The organism is Desulfurivibrio dismutans (assembly GCF_029210385.1).
GTDB lineage: Bacteria > Desulfobacterota > Desulfobulbia > Desulfobulbales > Desulfurivibrionaceae > Desulfurivibrio > Desulfurivibrio dismutans.
In genome coordinates this window covers 58578-77019 of record NZ_JARGDQ010000010.1, presented here as the reverse complement: position 1 = coordinate 77019, position 18442 = coordinate 58578, and the positions used below count along the sequence as shown (strand labels likewise).

The following is an 18442-nucleotide window of genomic DNA, read 5'->3' as shown; positions in this document are numbered from 1 at the left end:
GCAAGCCGGGCCGATCGCCGCAAGGTGCGGTGCTGCTGGATGTTTACCCCAGAGCACCGCTTTGGACCCGCCAGAGCCCGGCATAGACTCCACCTTGGGCCAGCAGTTCCTCATGGGTGCCCCGTTCGGCGATGGTGCCCTCCACCAGCACCAAAATCTCGTCGCACTGGCGGACGGTGGACAGACGATGGGCCACGGCCACCGTCATCCGGCCGTCTTTCAGGCGCTGCAGGTTTTGCTGGATCAGCTCCTCGGTGCGGGTATCCACCGCCGAGGTGGCTTCATCCAACACCAGCAGGGCCGGATCGCGCAGCACCGCCCGGGCCAGTGAAACCCGCTGCTGCTGGCCGCCGGAAAGCTTCAGGCCCCGCTCACCGATCATGGTGTCGTACTGCTCCGGCAACCGCTCGATAAATTCCGCCGCCCCGGCGATCTGCGCCGCCCGGCGCACCGCCGCCGGGTCAGCGGCCGGCGAGCCCAGGCGGATATTTTCCGCCACCGTGCCGTAAAACAGGAAGGCCTCCTGGGAAACGTAACCCACATGGCGGCGGTAACTTGCCAGTTTGACCAGCGGCAGAGGCCGGTCGTTGATCAGAATCTCGCCACTGCCCGGGTCATAGTAGCGCAGCAGCAGCTTGATCAGGGTGCTTTTGCCCGCCCCGGTGGGGCCGACAATTCCCAGAACCCGGCCCCGGCGCAGTGCGAAGTTGATCTGCCGCAGCACCGGTTGCTCCCGGCGGTAGGCAAAACCCACCCCGCGCAGCTCAATCTTTTCCGGCGGGTCGGCCAGGGGGGCGGCCCGGGGATGATCCCGCACCCGGGACTCGGTGGCCAGCAGCTTGGCGATCCGCCGGGCCGAGGCCTCGGCCCGCTGAATCTGGTTGATCAACATGCCGAAGATAAACAGGGGGAAGACCAGGCGCACGGCAAAGAGCACAAAGGTGGTGAAACTGCCGATGGTGGGCCCCTGTTCGGCGGCGGTCAGCCAGGCACCGCCGGTGATCAGCAGGGCAAAGGCCATCCCGGCCACCAGATAGATCAGGGGGATGAAGCGGGCCCGCTCCCGGGCGGCGGCAATGGCCGCTTCCACGTAAGAGCTGGAACGCCCGGCCACCAGCCGCAACTGTTCGGCCTCGGCGGTAAAGGCCTGAATAACCCCGATGCCGCGGATGTTGTTTTCCAGGATGCTGTTGATTTCCCCCACCGAGCGGCGGGCCTTGCGGTACTGGGGCTGCACCCGGACGGCAAAAAAACGCACGGCGATAATGGCAAAGGGCAAGGGGGCGATCAGCAGCAGGGCCAGCCGCCAGTCCAGCCAGAAAAGAAAGCCGTAGACTCCGACGAAGGTGATCACCAGGCGCACCACGTTGGTGGTGACATCGGAAAAAAAGTGCTCCAGATTGTCCACGTCGTTGGAGGCCACCGCCAGCAGGTCACCGGTCTGCCGTTCTTCGAAAAAGCCGGCGTCCAACCCCTGCATCCGCTGGTAAACCGCCAACCGCAGGTCGTGACGGACCTTCTGGGCCATGGAATCCAGGCAATAATCGCTGATGCTCTGGAAAACCGCCAGGGCCAGGAAGGTCGCCAGCACCGCCAGGCCGAACCAGGCAAAAAGCCCCGGTTCGGCGGCCTCCCCCCCGGTGCTGATCACATCCACCACCCAACCGATGAGCACCAGCGGCAGCAGATCAAACAGCCGGGCCAGGGCGTTGAGCACCAGTCCTACCCCCACCCGCCGCTTATAAGGCGCGACAAAGGGGAAAATCCGCCAGAGATAGGTTCCCAGGGAGGAGGAACGATCGGCGTCGGCGTCGACGGCTTCGGGAGTTGATGGCGGCGGGGCGGCAGAGCTCATTGAAATGGCTGGATCCGACTTTCGTCTGTCATTTACGGCTGAAACCGGGTATAAAGGCAAGCCTGTGCCCCCGGGAAAAGACCAAAATCTAATTTGAATACTGCAAACTGCTATGGAACTGCAAAGCGTCGGCATCAAGGATATCAGTTACCCCATCACCGTGCGAGAGAAATCCGGCGGCCTGCAACCGACGGTGGCCACCATCGACCTGCGGGCCAACCTGCCCCGCCAGTACCGGGACACCTGCGTGACCACCTTCATCGAGGTGCTGAACCGCTACCAGGAAGAGATGAGCAACCGGATTTTCCGCCAACTGCTGGCGGAAGTCAAGGATAAGCTGCGGGCGGACTCGGCCCACGTGGAGATGACCTTCCCCTATTTCCTGGAAAAAAAGGCCCCGGTAAGCGGGACCGTCAGTCTGATGGAATACACCTGCCGGTTTACCGGCGGCATCGGCCCCGACGAGGATTTCCTGCTGACCGTGCAGGTGCCCGCCACCACCCTTTGCCCCTGCTCCCGCGAAATCAGCGCCTGCGGGGCCCACAACCAGCGGGCGGAAATAACCTTAAGCGTGAAATACCGGGAATTTATATGGCTGGAAGAGCTAATCAGCATGGCCGAGGCCGGCGGTTCCTGCGAGGTCTTCGCCCTGCTCAAGCGCCCCGATGAAAAATACGTCACCGAGGCGGCCTACCAGAACCCCATGTTCGTCGAAGACGTGGTCCGCAAAGTGGCGGAACTGGCGGCCCAGCACCCGGCCATCTCCTGGTTCGGGGTGGGGGCGGAAAGCTTCGAGTCCATCCACAAGCACAGCGCCTACGCCTACGTGGACAGCAACGACCTGTAAACTTCTCCACCAGGTGCCCATCCACGACGAAAATCTAAGCTCCCCGATCACGAACACAAAAAAAAATTGCCATTTTGGTTTTTTGTTAGTCTTAAAATTTGACAAAGTTTTCACATAACCTATACAATCCTTACTAATAACGCGTCGCCTGGCAATCGGCGACCTTTATTCCCGGGCATTAGGCACCGCACCTTCATTCACCCACTCTCAAGGATAAGGAGTAAGGCTTATGAGCTCGCATCCTCCGCACGATGATCAATCCCGGCCCAGTTTCAGCACTCTGGCCAGCCAGGCCAAAAAACGTTTGGCAGAACTTGATCGGCGCCGTCCACTCAACGCCGGCCCCGAACTGAGTGAAAAGCTGGCCCGGCAAGGTGTAAGCCGCCGGGATTTCATGAAGTGGTCGGTGGCCATGACCGCCGCGCTCTCTCTGCCGGCCAAGTTTGCTCCCCTGACCGCCAAAGCCGCCGAGATGCTTAACCGGATACCGGTGATCTGGCTGCACATGGCCGAATGCACCGGCTGCTCGGAAAGCTTTATCCGCACCGACGCCCCCACCCTGGACACTTTACTGTTTAACCATATATCTCTTGAATACCACGAAACCCTGATGGCGGCCAGCGGCTGGCAGGCGGAAGAAAACCTGGCCCGGGCCCAGGAAAGACACCGGGGCAATTACCTGCTTATCGTTGAAGGAGGTATTCCCACCGCCGCCGGCGGCACTTTCCTGACCATCGGCCCCCATGCCCACACCGGCCTGGATATCTGCCGCACCGCCGCTGACGGGGCCATGGCGATCTTCGCTTTCGGTTCCTGCTCATCTTTCGGCGGCGTGCAGGCCGCTTATCCCAACCCCACCCAAGCCAAGGCCTTGAGCGAGATCATCCGTAAACCGGTGATCAACATCCCAGGCTGTCCCCCCAGCGAAAAAAATATGGTGGGCAGCCTGCTGCATTTTATCCTGTTTGGCTCCCTGCCGGCCCTGGACCTTTACAATCGCCCCCGCTGGTCTTACGGCCTGCGGGTGCACGATCTGTGCGAACGCCGAGGGCGCTTCGACGCCGGTGAATTTGTCGAACGTTTCGGCGATGAAGGGGCCAAGCTCGGCTATTGCCTGTACAAGGTCGGCTGTAAAGGGCCTTACACCTTCAACAACTGCTCCCGGCAGAAGTTTAACCAGGGCACCAGTTGGCCGATCCAGGCCGGTCATGGCTGCATGGGATGCAGCGAACCGGATTTCTGGGATGTCATGGCTCCGCTGGTGGAACCCCGCAAGGATCGGCTTTACCGCACGGTATTTGGCGGCCGCGGCGCCGACGCCACCGCCGACAAAATCGGCCTTGGCTTCCTCACCGCCGCCGCGGTCGGTATCGGCGCCCATGCCGTGTATTCGGTAATAAAGGGCAACTTCCGCAACCCGCCGCCGGAAGATGATAAAAAGAGCGGCAAAGAAAAAAACTCCGCCTGAGGCTTTCCACCGGCAGGCCAATCTTGATAGCCGGCAGCTAGCAGCTGCGCCTTATTAAAAGGATTTTCAGCAAGGATTTTCAGCGAACCTTAAGGAGAACCGCTTATGGCAGCCAAACGCATCGTGGTGGATCCCATTACCCGCATCGAAGGACACCTGCGGATGGAGGTTATGGTAGATGACAACAACGTCATCCAGGATGCCTACGCCAGCAGTACCCTCTGGCGGGGAATCGAGCTTATTCTCAAGGGCCGGGATCCCCGTGATGCCGGCCTGCTGACCCAGCGCATCTGCGGAGTCTGCACCTATTCCCACTACCGGGTGGGAATCGAAGCGGTGGAAAACGCCCTGGGCATCGCTCCGCCCTACAACGCCATCCTGACCCGGACCCTGATGAGTCAGGCCCTGTTTCTCCATGACCATATCGTCCATTTTTACCACCTGCACGGGCTGGACTGGTGCGATATTACCCGGGCCCTGGAGGCCGACCCCCGCAAGGCATCGGACCTGGCCTTCAAGTATGCCGAAATCCCCATCGCCACCGGCGCCGACGAGTTAACGGCGGTCCAGACCAGACTCAAGGGATTTGTCGAGGAGGGGCACCTGGGTCCCTTTGCCAACGCTTACTGGGGCCACAAAACTTACCATTTCACCCCCGAGCAGAACCTGATTGTTCTGTCTCACTACCTGAAAGCCCTGGAAGTGCAGCGCAACGCCGCCCAGATGCTGGCCATTTTCGGCGGCAAGCAGCCGCACCCCCAGTCGCTGGTGGTGGGCGGGGTGACCTGCGTGATGGATTTGCTCAACCCCAACCGGCTGGGCGAGTACCTGACCAAGTTCGACGAAGTCAGCGATTTCATGAACCGGGCTTATTATGCCGATGTCAAGATGGCCGCCGAGTCCTTCATCGGCGAAGACAGCGTCCTCAAGGGCAGCGGGGTGCAGAACTTTATCGCCGCTCGTGATTTTCAGATCAGCCGCAACGAGTGGCTGTTCGACCGCGGCATGGTCCTGGACGGCGATCTAAGCCGGGCCCACGATGTGGACGAAGACAAGATCACCGAAGAGGCCACCCACGCCTGGTACCACGACGACCAAAGCCGTCACCCGTACCAGGGTAAAACCGAGCCCAACTACACCGGCTTCCGGGACGGCGACACCATGCAAGGGCGGGCCAAGATCATCGATGAAAAGGGCAAATACACCTGGGTTAAGGCCCCCCGCTACGACGGTCGGGTCATGGAAGTCGGCCCCCTGGCCCAGATGCTGGTGGGTTACGCCCGGGGTAACGAAAAAGTCCGCGCGGTGGTGGACGACTTCCTGGCTGAAACCGGGGTTCCGGTGCCGGCCCTGTTCAGCACTTTGGGCCGCACCGCCGGCCGGATGCTGCAAACCAAACTGATCGCCGACCACGGCAAGACCACCCTCATGAACCTGGTGGAAAACCTCAAAGTGGACCAGGAAACCTGCGCCCCCTACGTGATTGACCGTAACCGGGAGTATCAGGGCCGGGCCTTGAACGACGTACCCCGGGGCATGCTGGGGCACTGGGTAAAAATCAAAAACGGGGTGATCGAAAATTACCAGTGCGTGGTGCCCACCACCTGGAACGCCAGCCCCATGGACGGGGCCAGGCAACACGGTCCCTATGAGGCGGCTCTGATCGGCACCAAACTGGCCGACCCCAACCAGCCCCTGGAAATAATCCGTACCATCCATTCCTTCGACCCCTGCCTGGCCTGTGCCGTGCATGTCATGGATTACCAGGGTAATGAGCTGGCCAGCTACCGAGTGGAGCCGGGACGATGACTGACGGCCGCCAACTGCAGACAACTTCCCATGGAGGTCCGGCAAGATGATTACCGAACGTGAATTTTTTGCCAAGCTCTACTGTTTTTCCGCCGAAGTTCGCGGTTTGCACTGGTTGCGAGCCCTGTTGATTGTTGCCCTGGTAGTCACCGGTTTCTACCTGGCCAAACCCTTTCTGACCCCCAGCCCGGCCCTGGAACCGGTCAACTTCCAGAATTCCCTGGTCCGTTTCTGGCATGTGGTTTTTGGTTTTGGCCTGATGTTTGTCGTGATCATGCGGATTTTTCTCTTCTTCTTCGACGAACACAGCCGACGTTACGAACGGGCTTCCTTCCGTGACACCTTGAGCCTTTCATCCTGGGGAAAACAGCTTAAGTATTATCTGCTGCTGGGCTCTTTTGAGCGCAAAGGGGCATACGGGCCACTGCAACACGTGGCCTACATGATCCTTATGCTGCTGTTGCTGTTCCAGGTCCTGACCGGGCTTATTCTGCATGCCGCCAATTACCACGACGGCCTGGGCGGCGTACTGGGCACCCTGCTGGGGCCGGTGACGGTCTGGCTGGGCGGGCTGACCGGGGTGAGCAATCTGCACTACATTATAATGTGGCTGCTGCTCATCTTTATCCCCATCCACCTTTACATGGTTTACTGGTCGGCCAATATAAACCCAGGCGGCAGTACCGAGCCCATGTTCAGCGGCTACAGTTTCAAAAAGATTCCCCCTAAAGTTTGACCGCTTTGCACGAGTTACCGAAAACCCTGGTGCTGGGGGTGGGCAATGTGCTCTTTGGCGACGAGGGGCTGGGAGTACACCTGGCCTCTCTGTTGCAGGCCAATTATCGTTTCAGCACCGATTCAAACCCCGCCGCCCTGCCCCTCGCCATTGTCGACGGCGGCACCTTGGGACCGCACCTGATCCCTTTGCTGGCCGATTACCGCCGGGTGTTGCTGCTGGACAGCATCACCGCCAATGGTGTCGCCCCCGGCGAGGTGTTCTGCTTTGATTACCGGCAGGTGCCGGCCCCGCTCAGTGGCCGGGGCAGCGCCCATGAGGTGGAGATGCACCAGACCCTGGCGATGATGCGACTGGCCGGGGATATCCCGCAAATTACCGTCCTGGCGGCGGTCCCCGAAATAATCAGCGAAACCACTTTCCAGCTCAGCCCGGAAGCTCAACGGGCCGCCGTACTGATGGAACAAAAGGCTCTGGATATCCTGGCCCAATGGGGCTATCAAGCCACCAGGGTTGCCGCTGCCCCCATCGCCGAAATCGCCCACCACTGTTGCCGGGGAGGTGCATGTGGGCCATAAAATCCGTTTTTTCTTCCGTACTCTAACTTTAAACAGCATCTTGCACGACTTTCTGGCCCGTTTTCAATCCGAGTCAGAAACCCCTCTGCAACTTACTCAGCCCCATCGGGAAATCAGCTTGCTGGCCGTCGGCGAGGAAGAAGAGCTGGCCGTCCTGGCGGAAACCCTGGGGCGGGAAATCCCTCTCTCGATCTTTCTGACGCAAAGTGGGATCCAGCCGGCCGACGAAAAGGACAATGACGGTAATTCCGTGGCCCAACCGCGGCCTGGCAACCCGAGCGGACCGGGTTGGACCGCAGGTTTCAGGCTGCCTCCCTGCCCCCGCTGCCTGCGCCAGGCCGAGGAGCATTTCCAGGCCGGGCGGACAGAGCTGAATATTCATTGTGCAATCTGCTCCCGGTCTAACCCGGCAGCATGCCAGGTAAAGCTTGCTCCCTCCGGTCCGCTGCGATTTGAACCAACTCCGGCTACCGCCGCCGTGCCTGACCCCCGGGCCCAGCACACGTTCCTGGCCCAGGCCGCCGGCCGGCTGGCCCAAGGACAGGCGCTGACGATTATCTCTCCCACCGGCACCGCCACGGTCTCCAGCCAACCTGCCACGGCCCGCAACCAGCTCCAAGTGCTGATCACCGACCCGCGATCCATCCCCAATCACTGGCTTTGCGGTGATGACGAACTGCTCCGGCTGGCGGCCTGGGAAAAACCTCTGGTGATACTGCACCCCAGCGAGCATGCCCAGCAAAGTTACCAGTTGCCTTCCGCCCCCCTGCCAGTGGGTCTGGCCGACGATCTCGGCTACTGGTACCTGAGCCGTCATTTGCAAAACCTTGAAGTTCCGCTTCTGTTCCTGACGGAAATCCAGGCCGCCCACCAACGACCGCTGCTCTTTACCGACCACGGACAATGCTGGTTGCTTAGCGGCACCCGGGCCATCACCCCACTGCTGGCGCCGCTCAACTTTACGCCCGAGCTTACCGGCAGTTCCAGCCCGGACGGCTTCCGGGTCACCGTCCGGCAGCCCAAGTCCGCCGTCGGCAACCACATTAGCCAAGGAGCCGGCTCAGCCACGGTGGTGCTGGAAGAAAACCACCCGGCGGTGGCGAGCGAAAAGTCCTTTGACCAGCCCAGCCAACCCGACTTGCACCGCCAGGCCTTTGCCGGCTTTCTTGCCACCACCCCGACCACCCCGGCTTTCGGCCGGGTTTTCGGCATCACCCTGACTTTTGAACCCGACGGCATGGCCCTGCTGGCGGCCCGAGCCGAAAAAGAGACGGCCATCATCCTTTCATCTCCAGCCCACTACCAGCCCATTAAGGCCAGTACCATTATTGCCCAGATCGCCGGCCTCGACCCCCAGGGCATGCGTCTGTGGGGCAACTTCAGCCGGCATTTTCCCGAGCGTCGGCAGGCTGTCAAGGCACTGGAACCACCCCTGCAGATCACTGCCCTGGGCGACCTGTGCGCCCTTTTGCTGCTGCTTTGCGGCCAACCGGCAGACACCCCCATGGCAGCGCAACAACGTTTCCTCGAGCTGGCCGCCCAAACCACCCCAGGGCGCAGCCCGCAGTTGGAACTGATCCGGGAAGAGGATCGCTTCGTGCTCGATCATCGCCTGCTGTGCCGCAGCGCCATGAGCTACGCCCTGGCCGGGGCCACCCCCGCCGCTATCTGCCGGGGTTTCCTGGAAAGTCTGGCGGAACGCCTGGCCCGCTGCATATGGGAGCAAACCCCGCCTGGTTCCGCCCCGCAAGTGGCGCTTTGCACTCCACTCTGCCTGCATCCCGCATTTTTTCAAGCCATTCGCCGCCAGGGGAATAGCGATTTTCTGCTCCCGCCTCCTCCCGTGCCCTTGAACAGCCTGCCGACCATCGGCCGCCTCTGGGACCAACCCTCCTCTTCGGACCACCCACCGTTGCCAGCCGCCCGCCCGTCCAGCCCTGCACGCCGGGAACTTCTTAAAAACGCCCTTGACATTTTCAAGTGAACCGGCGGGCGATGAAAAAATTCTCTTACCTAAAGCCCCTAAAGACATTGACGAAAGACAAAATTACGGGTTTAATTGTCCAATTTTGCCAAGCGTGAAAGAAACACTTTATCGACCAACAAAGTTACCCCAAATCAAGCTGTTATTTGGCCCTATCGCTCACCGGGCCGCAGTTACGCACCACACGATCGGGAAATTTTTGCAAAAGGCTGTCATTAATTGGCTAATTTCATCTACCAGATCATTGCCTGGGCATGTTTTCTGGTTATATCACCACTTTTTGTCATTTATTCGCTGGGGGGCAAAGCTTATGAGTGGCGGCAACGCCTCGGGTTTCACCCTCGTACCCCTCTGCCGCCGTTGAAAAAGCAACGCCTCTGGCTGCACGCTGCTTCGGTGGGAGAAGTACAGGTGGCCCGGGCCCTGATCCCGGCAATCGAGCGTCAGATTCCGGAGGCCGAGATATGGGTATCAACCCTGACCCGACACGGCCATCAACTCAGCTGTGAGACTATGCCGTCAGGAGTTGTTTCGATCTTCGCCCCATTGGACCTTTTCGGAGTCTGCCACCAGGCCATGGGCAGGATTGCGCCGGACCTCTACGTCGGCCTGGAAACCGAACTGTGGCCGGAGATCATTCGTCAGGCTGAGCTGCACCGGGCCGGGCCCCTGCTGCTCAACGCCCGGCTTTCAGAAAAATCGTACCGTCGTTACCGGACGTGGCCGGTTGCACCTCTAATCGGTCGAACCATTGGCCGCTTTCGGGCCATTTCCGCCATCGGTGACGATGACGCTCAACGTTTCCGCAAGTTGGGTGCTGTCCCTGAAAGCATCCGAGTGAGCGGCAACGCTAAGTATGACCTGCGGCCGACCGCCCCCGGGCCAGCCGACAAACTTGAGCTGGAGGCCCGGCAACAAACGGAACAGCTGCGGAGCCGATTGGGCCTGCACCCCGAGCAACCAGTACTGGTCGCCGGCAGCACCCACACCGGCGAAGAAGAACTGCTGCTGGCCGCCTGGCAGCGTTTAAAGCGCAATCTTCCCGGCCTGGTACTGATCATTGCCCCGCGCCACCTGCGGCGGCTACCGGAGATCGAAAACTTTTTTCAGCAACGGGCGTTAATATACTGGCGCTACAGCGACCGGCTCAAGGCCTCCGAAAACGACGAAGCAACTGCCGGCCGGCGGCCGGCGCAAAACGCTGATATTCAGAGCAAACGGAGCCTGGTTCTGCTGGTGGACCGCATGGGCGAACTGGCCGCTCTTTACGGCGTGGCCGACTACGTTTTCTGCGGCGGCAGCCTGGTGCGGAAAGGCGGCCACAACCTGCTTGAAGCGGCATCTTTGGGCAAACCGGTACTGTTCGGGCCTTACATGGAAGATTTTCGGGAAGATGCCGAATTGTTAATCAACGGCGGCGGTGGCTTCATGGTCCGCGACGATGAAGGTATTTGTCAACGCATTATGGCCTTCCATACCCGCCCCGCCGAATACCACCGCGCCGCCGACAAGGCTCGCGATATCGCCCATACCCTGCGAGGGGCGGCCCGACAACAGGCGGAACTGATCAAAAAGCAACTCTATTCAGAGAACAGCAGTTGTCGGCGTCGCTAGGGCACCGCCAACTGGTACGCATTGCAGATATTTTTTCCGGTTCTATCCCGGGACAGTTTTTTTTGCGTTACGTTACCGACCAACATGTGTGGCGGTTTTTAGCAAGCTCGCCACAGTTAACCAAAAAGGGAAAACCGCCGATGAAAGCATGTATCGCCCTGGAAGACGGGACAGTTTTTGAAGGAGTCTCTTTTACCGGTGCCGGTGAAACCACCGGCGAAGTCGTATTCAACACCGGCATGAGCGGCTACCAGGAGTTGCTGAGCGACCCTTCCTACAAAGGTCAGATCGTAACCATGACCTATCCTCTGATCGGCAATTACGGGATCAACGAAGAGGACATGGAGTCGGAGCGGGTGCAGGTGGAGGCCTTCATTGTTCGCGAATACTGCTCTTTTCCCAGCAATTTCCGCTCCACCGGCACCCTGGCGGAGCTGCTGCAGAAATACGGCGTTCTGGGCATTGAAGGAGTCGACACCCGGGCCCTGACCCGCCATATTCGCCAGGCCGGGGCCATGAAAGGGGTGGTCTCCACCGAAGATCTGGACCATGCCTCCCTGGTGGCCAAGGCCAAAAGGTCACCGGGCCTGGTGGGCCGGGACCTGGCTCGGGAGGTCACCTGCCGGGAACCTTACGGCTGGACCGGCAATGGCCCGGTGGCCGGTTCCAATTTTACCAGCGCCGACCCCGGGCAGTATAAGGTGGTGGCCATCGACTACGGCCTGAAGTACAACCAACTGCGGTTGCTGGCCGCCCATGGCTGCCGGGTGCAGGTGGTGCCGTGCCATACCGATGCCGACACCATCCTGGCCATGGAACCCGATGGCATTTTCCTTTCAAACGGCCCTGGTGATCCCGCCGGGATCGCCGAGGTCACCGACACCATCCGGGAATTGCTTGGTAAAAAACCGATTTTCGGCATCTGCCTGGGAAACCAGTTGCTCAGTCTGGCCTACGGCGGCAGCACCTATAAATTAAAATTCGGCCACCGGGGCATCAACCAGCCGGTCAAGGATCTAGCCACCGGCAAGGTGGAGATCACCTCCCAGAACCACGGTTTCTGTGTCGACATGGCCAGCCTGGATAAAAACGAAGTGGAGTTGACCCACATCAACCTCAACGACAACTCGGTTGAGGGTATCCGCCACCGGAAAATGCCGGCCTTCTCCGTCCAGTATCACCCGGAAAACGCCCCAGGCCCCCACGATGCTGTATACCTGTTTGAACGTTTCGTAAAGATGATGGGTTGACCATGGCTTTTGCTGCTCACTGAAAGCCCTGTTCACCATGCCCCGTAACCTGATGATAAAGACCTAAGGATAATCGATCACCATGCCCAAACGCACCGACATCAAAAAAATTCTGATCATCGGCTCCGGCCCCATCATCATCAGCCAGGCCTGCGAGTTTGATTATTCCGGCACCCAGGCGGTTAAAGCCCTGAAGGAAGAGGGTTACCAGGTGGTGTTGATCAACTCCAACCCGGCCACCATCATGACCGATCCGGAGATCGCCGACGCCACCTACATTGAACCGATCACCCCCGAGTTTGTGGCCAAGGTTATTGAAAAAGAGCGACCCGACGCTCTGCTGCCCACCCTGGGCGGCCAGACCGGCCTCAACACCGCCATCCGGGTGGCGGAGATGGGGGTTCTGGAAAAATACGGGGTTGAGCTGCTGGCCGCCCGCATCGATGTAATCCGCAAGGCCGAAGGGCGGGACTCCTTCCGCGAGGCCATGCGCAAGATAGGCCTTAAGGTGCCGGAAAGTGTCATCATTCACACCCTCGCCGAAGCCAAGGCGGCGGCGGTGGAGATCGGCTTTCCGGTGATTGTCCGGCCCAGCTTCACCCTGGGCGGCACCGGCGGCGGCATTGCCTACAACCAGCAGGAACTGGAGGAGATCTGTGAGCACGGCCTTGATCTTTCCATCAACAGTGAGGTAATGCTGGAAAAAAGCCTGCTGGGTTGGAAGGAATACGAGCTTGAGGTGATGCGGGACAAAAACGACAACGTGGTGATCATCTGCTCCATCGAAAACCTGGATCCCATGGGAGTTCATACCGGCGATTCGATCACCGTCGCCCCAGCCCAAACCCTCACCGATCGCGAGTACCAGCAGATGCGTGATGCCTCGCTGGCCATCATGCGGGAGATCGGGGTGGAGACCGGCGGCTCCAATGTGCAGTTTGCCGTCAACCCCGCCGACGGCGAACTGATGATAATCGAAATGAACCCCCGGGTCAGCCGCTCTTCGGCTCTGGCCTCCAAGGCCACCGGCTTTCCCATCGCCAAGATCGCCGCCAAACTGGCAGTGGGCTACACTTTGGATGAAATCCAAAACGATATCACCCGGGAAACCTACGCCGCTTTTGAACCGACCATCGACTACTGCGTGGTCAAAATCCCCCGCTGGACCTTTGAAAAATTCCCCGAGGCCGAAGACCTGCTGACCACCGCCATGAAGTCGGTGGGGGAAACCATGGCCATCGGCCGCACTTTCAAGGAGGCCATGCAAAAGGGGCTGCGTTCTTTGGAAATCGGCTGCAGCGGCTTCGGCGCCGATCCCAAGTTCGAAAAATTCACCCACCTGGACGATACCGACCTGGAAAATGCCCTGCGCAAACCCAGCTCCCTGCGCATTTTCCAACTGTATGAGGCCCTGCGCCGGGGGATTGGAGTGGAACGCCTGCACCGGGTAACCATGATCGACTCCTGGTTCCTTAATCACCTGGCCGGGATCCTGGCCCTGGAGGGCGAAATCCGCCGGACCGGCTTTGCCGGGCTGAACCGCGAGCTGCTGGAGAAGGTAAAGCGCTGTGGTTTTGCCGATCGCCAACTGGCCTTTCTCACCGGCACCTCGGAAGACGACGTGCGCGAGTTGCGGGAAAAACTTAACTGCAAGCCGGTGTATAAACTGGTGGACACCTGTGCCGCCGAGTTTGAGGCCTACACTCCCTACTATTATTCCACCTATGAAACCGAAGATGAAGGCCGGGAAAGCGGCAAGCGCAAAGTCATGATTTTAGGCGGCGGCCCCAACCGCATCGGCCAAGGCATCGAGTTCGACTACTGCTGTGTGCACGCCTCCTTCGCCTTGCGTGAGCTGGGAGTGGAATCGATCATGGTCAACTCCAACCCGGAAACGGTCTCCACCGATTATGACACCTCCGACCGGCTCTACTTCGAACCCCTGACCCGGGAGGATGTGCTCAATATCATTGACAAGGAAAAGCCTGAAGGGGTTATTGTTCAGTTCGGCGGTCAAACCCCGCTGAATCTGGCCGTACCGCTGGCCAAGGCCGGGGTGCCGATCCTGGGCACCTCACCTGATTCCATCGACCGGGCTGAGGATCGGGAACGTTTCCAGCAGTTTCTGCAGAAACTGAATCTGCGCCAGCCGGCCAACGGCCTGGCCCGTCAGGCCGAAGAGGCTCTGGCGGTGGCCCGGAAGATCGGCTATCCGGTGGTGGTCCGTCCCTCTTACGTGCTGGGCGGCCGGGCCATGCGTATTGTCTACAATGAACGGGAGTTGAATAACTATATCGCCAATGCCGTCGATGTCTCACCCGAGCACCCGATCCTGATCGACAAGTTCCTCAAAGACGCCATCGAGGTAGACGTGGACGCCGTTTCCGACGGCGAAACCACCATCATCGGCGGAATCATGCAGCATATTGAAGAGGCTGGAATCCACTCCGGCGACTCGGCCTGCGTTTTGCCGCCCCATACCCTGGCCCCGGAGATGCTTGAGGAAATCAAGACCGCCAGCAAGGCCATGGCCGCCGAACTCAAGGTCAAGGGGCTGATGAACATCCAGTTTGCGGTCAAGGACAACAACCTGTTTGTGCTGGAAGTCAACCCCCGGGCCTCCCGAACCGTACCTTTTGTCAGCAAGGCCACCGGGGTTCCGCTGGCCAAGCTGGCCACCAAGGTGATGATGGGCGAGACCCTGGCCTCTTTAGGGCTGACCACCGAGGTTAAAATCAAACATTACGCGGTCAAGGAGGCGGTTTTCCCCTTCGACCGCTTTGACAATGTCGATACCATTTTGGGGCCGGAAATGAAATCCACCGGTGAAGTCATGGGGATCGATGACTGCGTGGGACTGGCCTTCGCCAAGTCGCAACTGGCCGCCGGCCAGAAAATTCCCCAGACCGGCACCGTCTTTCTAAGCGTCCGCCACCCGGACAAACCGGCCATTTTACCCATTGCCCGGCGCCTGAGCGAACTGGGCTTCACCCTGGTAGCCACCGCCGGCACCGCCGACCACCTGGCCCAACAGGGGGTGGCCTGCAACCAGGTCAACAAAATTTCCGAAGGCCGGCCGCATGTGCTGGACATGATCAGCAACCACGAGATCCAGTGGATCGTCAATATCTCCATGGGAACCCGCACCACCGAGGACTCCTACACCATCCGCCGGGCCGCCCTGGACTACCACCTGCCCTACACCACCACCATCGCCGGGGCGGAGTCCATGGTCCGCGCAATCAGCACCATGCAAGAAAAAACCATGGGGGTAAAACCGATCCAGGATTTTCAAAAAATGTAATCAACCCCATAAAATGGGCGCATCAATTAACCGGGAAAGTCCAGCAAAGGTAGTACTGGACTTTCCCGGGCGGCTGTCTTAACTTATCCTGATCATGTATCCAGTAGACAATCCCCGATAACAAGCGGAGGCAGTTTTTTGAATCTCTTCTATAAAAATCTCTCCATGTGGCTGATCATCGGCCTGACCCTGATCATGCTGTTCAATCTCTTCAGTCAGCCCCAGCCGGAAATAAGCGAGATGAGCTACTCCGACTTCCTGACCAGTGTCGAGGCCGGAGCGGTCAGTGAAGTGCTGATCCAGGGCCACAAAATAAAGGCTAAAGGCCCGGAAGGACGCACCTTTAACGTGGTAATCCCGGAAGATGCCGAAATGATCCCGCTGTTGCGACGCCAGGGAGTTAATATCAAAGTTGAAGAGGAGGCGGAAACACCATGGTACCTCACCATGCTGATCTCCTGGTTCCCTTTTCTGTTGCTGATCGGGGTCTGGATCTTCTTCATGCGTCAGATGCAGATGGGCGGCGGCAAGGCCATGAGTTTCGGCAAAAGCAAGGCCCGTCTGCTGGATCAACAGACCAGCAAAGTAACGTTCGAAGATGTGGCCGGGATCGATGAGGCCAAGGAAGAACTGGAGGAAATTATTGATTTCCTCAAAGACCCCAGCAAATTCACCCGTCTCGGCGGCCGCATCCCCAAAGGGGTATTGCTGATGGGCTCACCCGGCACCGGCAAGACCCTGCTGGCCAAGGCCATCGCCGGTGAGGCCGGGGTACCATTTTTCTCCATCAGCGGCTCGGATTTCGTGGAGATGTTTGTCGGGGTGGGCGCCTCCCGGGTGCGGGATCTGTTTGTTCAAGGCAAGAAGAACGCCCCCTGTATCATCTTCATTGATGAAATTGACGCCGTGGGTCGGCATCGTGGCGCGGGCCTGGGCGGCGGCCACGACGAGCGAGAGCAGACCCTTAACCAATTGCTGGTGGAAATGGACGGTTTTGAGGCCAACGAGGGCGTAATCATCGTGGCCGCCACCAACCGTCCCGACGTGCTGGACCCGGCCCTGCTGCGCCCGGGCCGTTTCGACCGCCAGGTTACGGTGCCGCCGCCTGATGTACGGGGCCGTGAGCAGATTCTCAAGGTGCACGCCAAAAAGACCCAGATGGACACCAACGTCGACTGGGTCCGAATCGCCCGCGGCACTCCCGGTTTTTCCGGGGCTGATCTGGAGAACATGGTCAACGAGGCGGCTTTGCTGGCGGCCCGGGAAAACGCCGAGATCATCACCGAAAAACACCTTGAGCAGGCCAAGGACAAAGTGATGATGGGCTCCGAACGCCGCAGTATGATCATCACTGAAGAGGAAAAAAAGATCACCGCCTACCACGAAGCGGGGCATGCCCTGGTGGCCAAATTGCTGCCCGGCACCGATCCGCTGCACAAAGTAACCATTATCCCCCGGGGCCGGGCTTTGGGTCTGACCCAGCAACTTCCCCTGGAAGAAAAATACACCTACCCCAGAAGTTATCTGCTCAACAACCTCTGTATTCTGCTGGGCGGCAGAACCGCCGAAGAACTGGTCTTCAATGAAATCACCACCGGAGCGGGCAACGACATCGAGCGGGCTACCGCCATGGCCCGCAAGATGGTGTGCGAATGGGGTATGAGCGATGCCATGGGACCGCTGACCTTCGGCAAAAAGGAGGAACAGATCTTCCTGGGCCGGGAGATTTCCCAGCACCGTGACTATTCCGAATCAACCGCCATCCAGATCGACAACGAAGTAAGGCGGATGATCATGGAGTCCAAAGACAAGGTTCGCGACCTGCTGGAGGAAAACCTGACCATCCTGCACCGGGTGGCAGAGGAACTGCTGGACAAAGAAACCCTGATGCTTGAAGATATTGAACGGATAATCCGCGAGGAGCGGGGGGAGGCCCCACCGTCGGCCCCGTCATCACCGCAGGCCGAGGAGTCTCCGGAAACAGACGGGACAGGGGCAGCCAACAACGTCTCGCCGACGTCGGCGACCGCCAGCGATTCCGCCTCGGAACCGCAACCGGACAGTTCGGGAAAAAACGAACCACCACAGTGATGAACATGGTTGCTGAGGCGCTGTTTACAGTGGCTGCCACCGCCAACGGCGGCCATCGCCGCCCACTGATCATGGGCATCCTCAATGTAACCCCGGACTCCTTTTCCGATGGCGGCCGGTGGACCACAGAGGCGACCGTCAGTCGCCAGGCGGAGCAAATGCTGCATGACGGGGCCGACATCATTGATATCGGCGGCGAATCAACCCGTCCTTTTGCCCCGGCGGTGACGGCGGAGGCAGAATTGGCCCGGGTGCTGCCAGCGATCCGGGCCGTCCGCCGACTGCACGCCTCCATCCCCATCTCGGTGGACACCACCAAGGCGGTGGTAGCCCGCGAAGCCCTGGCGGCCGGAGCCAGCATCATCAACGATATCAGTGCCCTGCGTCTTGACCCGGCCATGCCGGGACTGGCCGCCCAGGGTGACTGGCCGGTGATCATCATGCACATGCAGGGCACCCCGGCCGACATGCAGATCAACCCCCAGTATGATGATGTGGTCACGGATATCAAGGCCATGCTTGCCAGCCGGATCGAGGAACTGGTCACCGCCGGTATCACCCGGGAACGGCTGATCGTTGATCCCGGCATCGGTTTTGGCAAAACGCTGTTCCACAATCTGGAGATCATCCGCCGGCTCGACGAATTTCGTACCCTGGGCCAGCCCTTGCTGGTGGGGCATTCGCGTAAATCCTTCATCGGCAAACTGCTGGATGACCTGCCGGTAAACCAGCGCGATCTGCCCTCGGCGGTGATTTCCGCCCTGTGCGTACTGAAGGGCGCCGATATCATCCGGGTGCATGACGTCCAGGCCACAGCACAGGCCATTAAAGTAACCCTGGCCTGTCAATCTTCCGGGGAAACCGGGACTTGACAGGCAATCACCATAGATACCAACGTACACCGGA

The 18442-nt window shown here is 59.7% G+C and carries 12 protein-coding genes; 11 read left to right on the top strand and 1 reads right to left on the bottom strand.

The window, feature by feature from the left end; genetic code table 11:
- Nucleotides 1-43 precede the first annotated feature (43 nt).
- Nucleotides 44-1855, bottom strand: coding sequence for an ABC transporter ATP-binding protein (locus P0N66_RS11420; RefSeq protein WP_275805504.1), 1812 nt, complete (start codon nucleotides 1853-1855; stop codon nucleotides 44-46).
- Between the two features lie 112 nt (nucleotides 1856-1967).
- Between P0N66_RS11420 and folE2 the strand changes: the two genes are divergently transcribed.
- From folE2 to folP, 11 genes are all read left to right on the top strand, one after another.
- Complete coding sequence (gene folE2 / locus P0N66_RS11415) at nucleotides 1968-2702, top strand: GTP cyclohydrolase FolE2 (RefSeq protein ID WP_275805502.1); 735 nt, start codon at nucleotides 1968-1970, stop codon at nucleotides 2700-2702.
- A gap of 229 nt (nucleotides 2703-2931) precedes the next feature.
- Nucleotides 2932-4170, top strand: a complete 1239-nt coding sequence (locus P0N66_RS11410; RefSeq protein ID WP_275805500.1) for a hydrogenase small subunit — start codon at nucleotides 2932-2934, stop codon at nucleotides 4168-4170.
- Nucleotides 4171-4275: 105 nt separating this feature from the next.
- Complete coding sequence (locus tag P0N66_RS11405; protein ID WP_275805498.1) at nucleotides 4276-5979, top strand: nickel-dependent hydrogenase large subunit; 1704 nt, start codon at nucleotides 4276-4278, stop codon at nucleotides 5977-5979.
- A gap of 46 nt (nucleotides 5980-6025) precedes the next feature.
- Nucleotides 6026-6715, top strand: coding sequence for a Ni/Fe-hydrogenase, b-type cytochrome subunit (cybH, locus tag P0N66_RS11400; protein ID WP_275805496.1), 690 nt, complete (start codon nucleotides 6026-6028; stop codon nucleotides 6713-6715).
- Nucleotides 6712-7293: a HyaD/HybD family hydrogenase maturation endopeptidase gene (locus P0N66_RS11395; RefSeq protein WP_275805494.1), complete on the top strand. Its 582-nt coding sequence runs from the start codon at nucleotides 6712-6714 to the stop codon at nucleotides 7291-7293. The genes cybH and P0N66_RS11395 overlap by 4 nt, the downstream gene beginning before the upstream one ends.
- A complete protein-coding gene (locus tag P0N66_RS11390) occupies nucleotides 7283-9277 on the top strand; it encodes a hypothetical protein (RefSeq protein ID WP_275805492.1) in 1995 nt (664 codons plus the stop codon). Before P0N66_RS11395 ends, P0N66_RS11390 begins: the two co-directional genes overlap by 11 nt.
- A 219-nt stretch (nucleotides 9278-9496) precedes the next feature.
- Nucleotides 9497-10891, top strand: a complete 1395-nt coding sequence (locus tag P0N66_RS11385; RefSeq protein WP_275805490.1) for a 3-deoxy-D-manno-octulosonic acid transferase — start codon at nucleotides 9497-9499, stop codon at nucleotides 10889-10891.
- Nucleotides 10892-11031: 140 nt separating this feature from the next.
- A complete protein-coding gene (carA, locus tag P0N66_RS11380; RefSeq protein ID WP_275805487.1) occupies nucleotides 11032-12141 on the top strand; it encodes a glutamine-hydrolyzing carbamoyl-phosphate synthase small subunit in 1110 nt (369 codons plus the stop codon).
- An 82-nt stretch (nucleotides 12142-12223) separates the two neighbouring features.
- A complete protein-coding gene (gene carB / locus P0N66_RS11375; RefSeq protein ID WP_275805485.1) occupies nucleotides 12224-15445 on the top strand; it encodes a carbamoyl-phosphate synthase large subunit in 3222 nt (1073 codons plus the stop codon).
- Nucleotides 15446-15583: 138 nt separating this feature from the next.
- Nucleotides 15584-17536, top strand: a complete 1953-nt coding sequence (gene ftsH / locus P0N66_RS11370) for an ATP-dependent zinc metalloprotease FtsH (RefSeq protein WP_275805483.1) — start codon at nucleotides 15584-15586, stop codon at nucleotides 17534-17536.
- Nucleotides 17536-18408, top strand: coding sequence for a dihydropteroate synthase (gene folP / locus P0N66_RS11365; protein ID WP_275805481.1), 873 nt, complete (start codon nucleotides 17536-17538; stop codon nucleotides 18406-18408). Before ftsH ends, folP begins: the two co-directional genes overlap by 1 nt.
- Nucleotides 18409-18442: the final 34 nt, after the last annotated feature.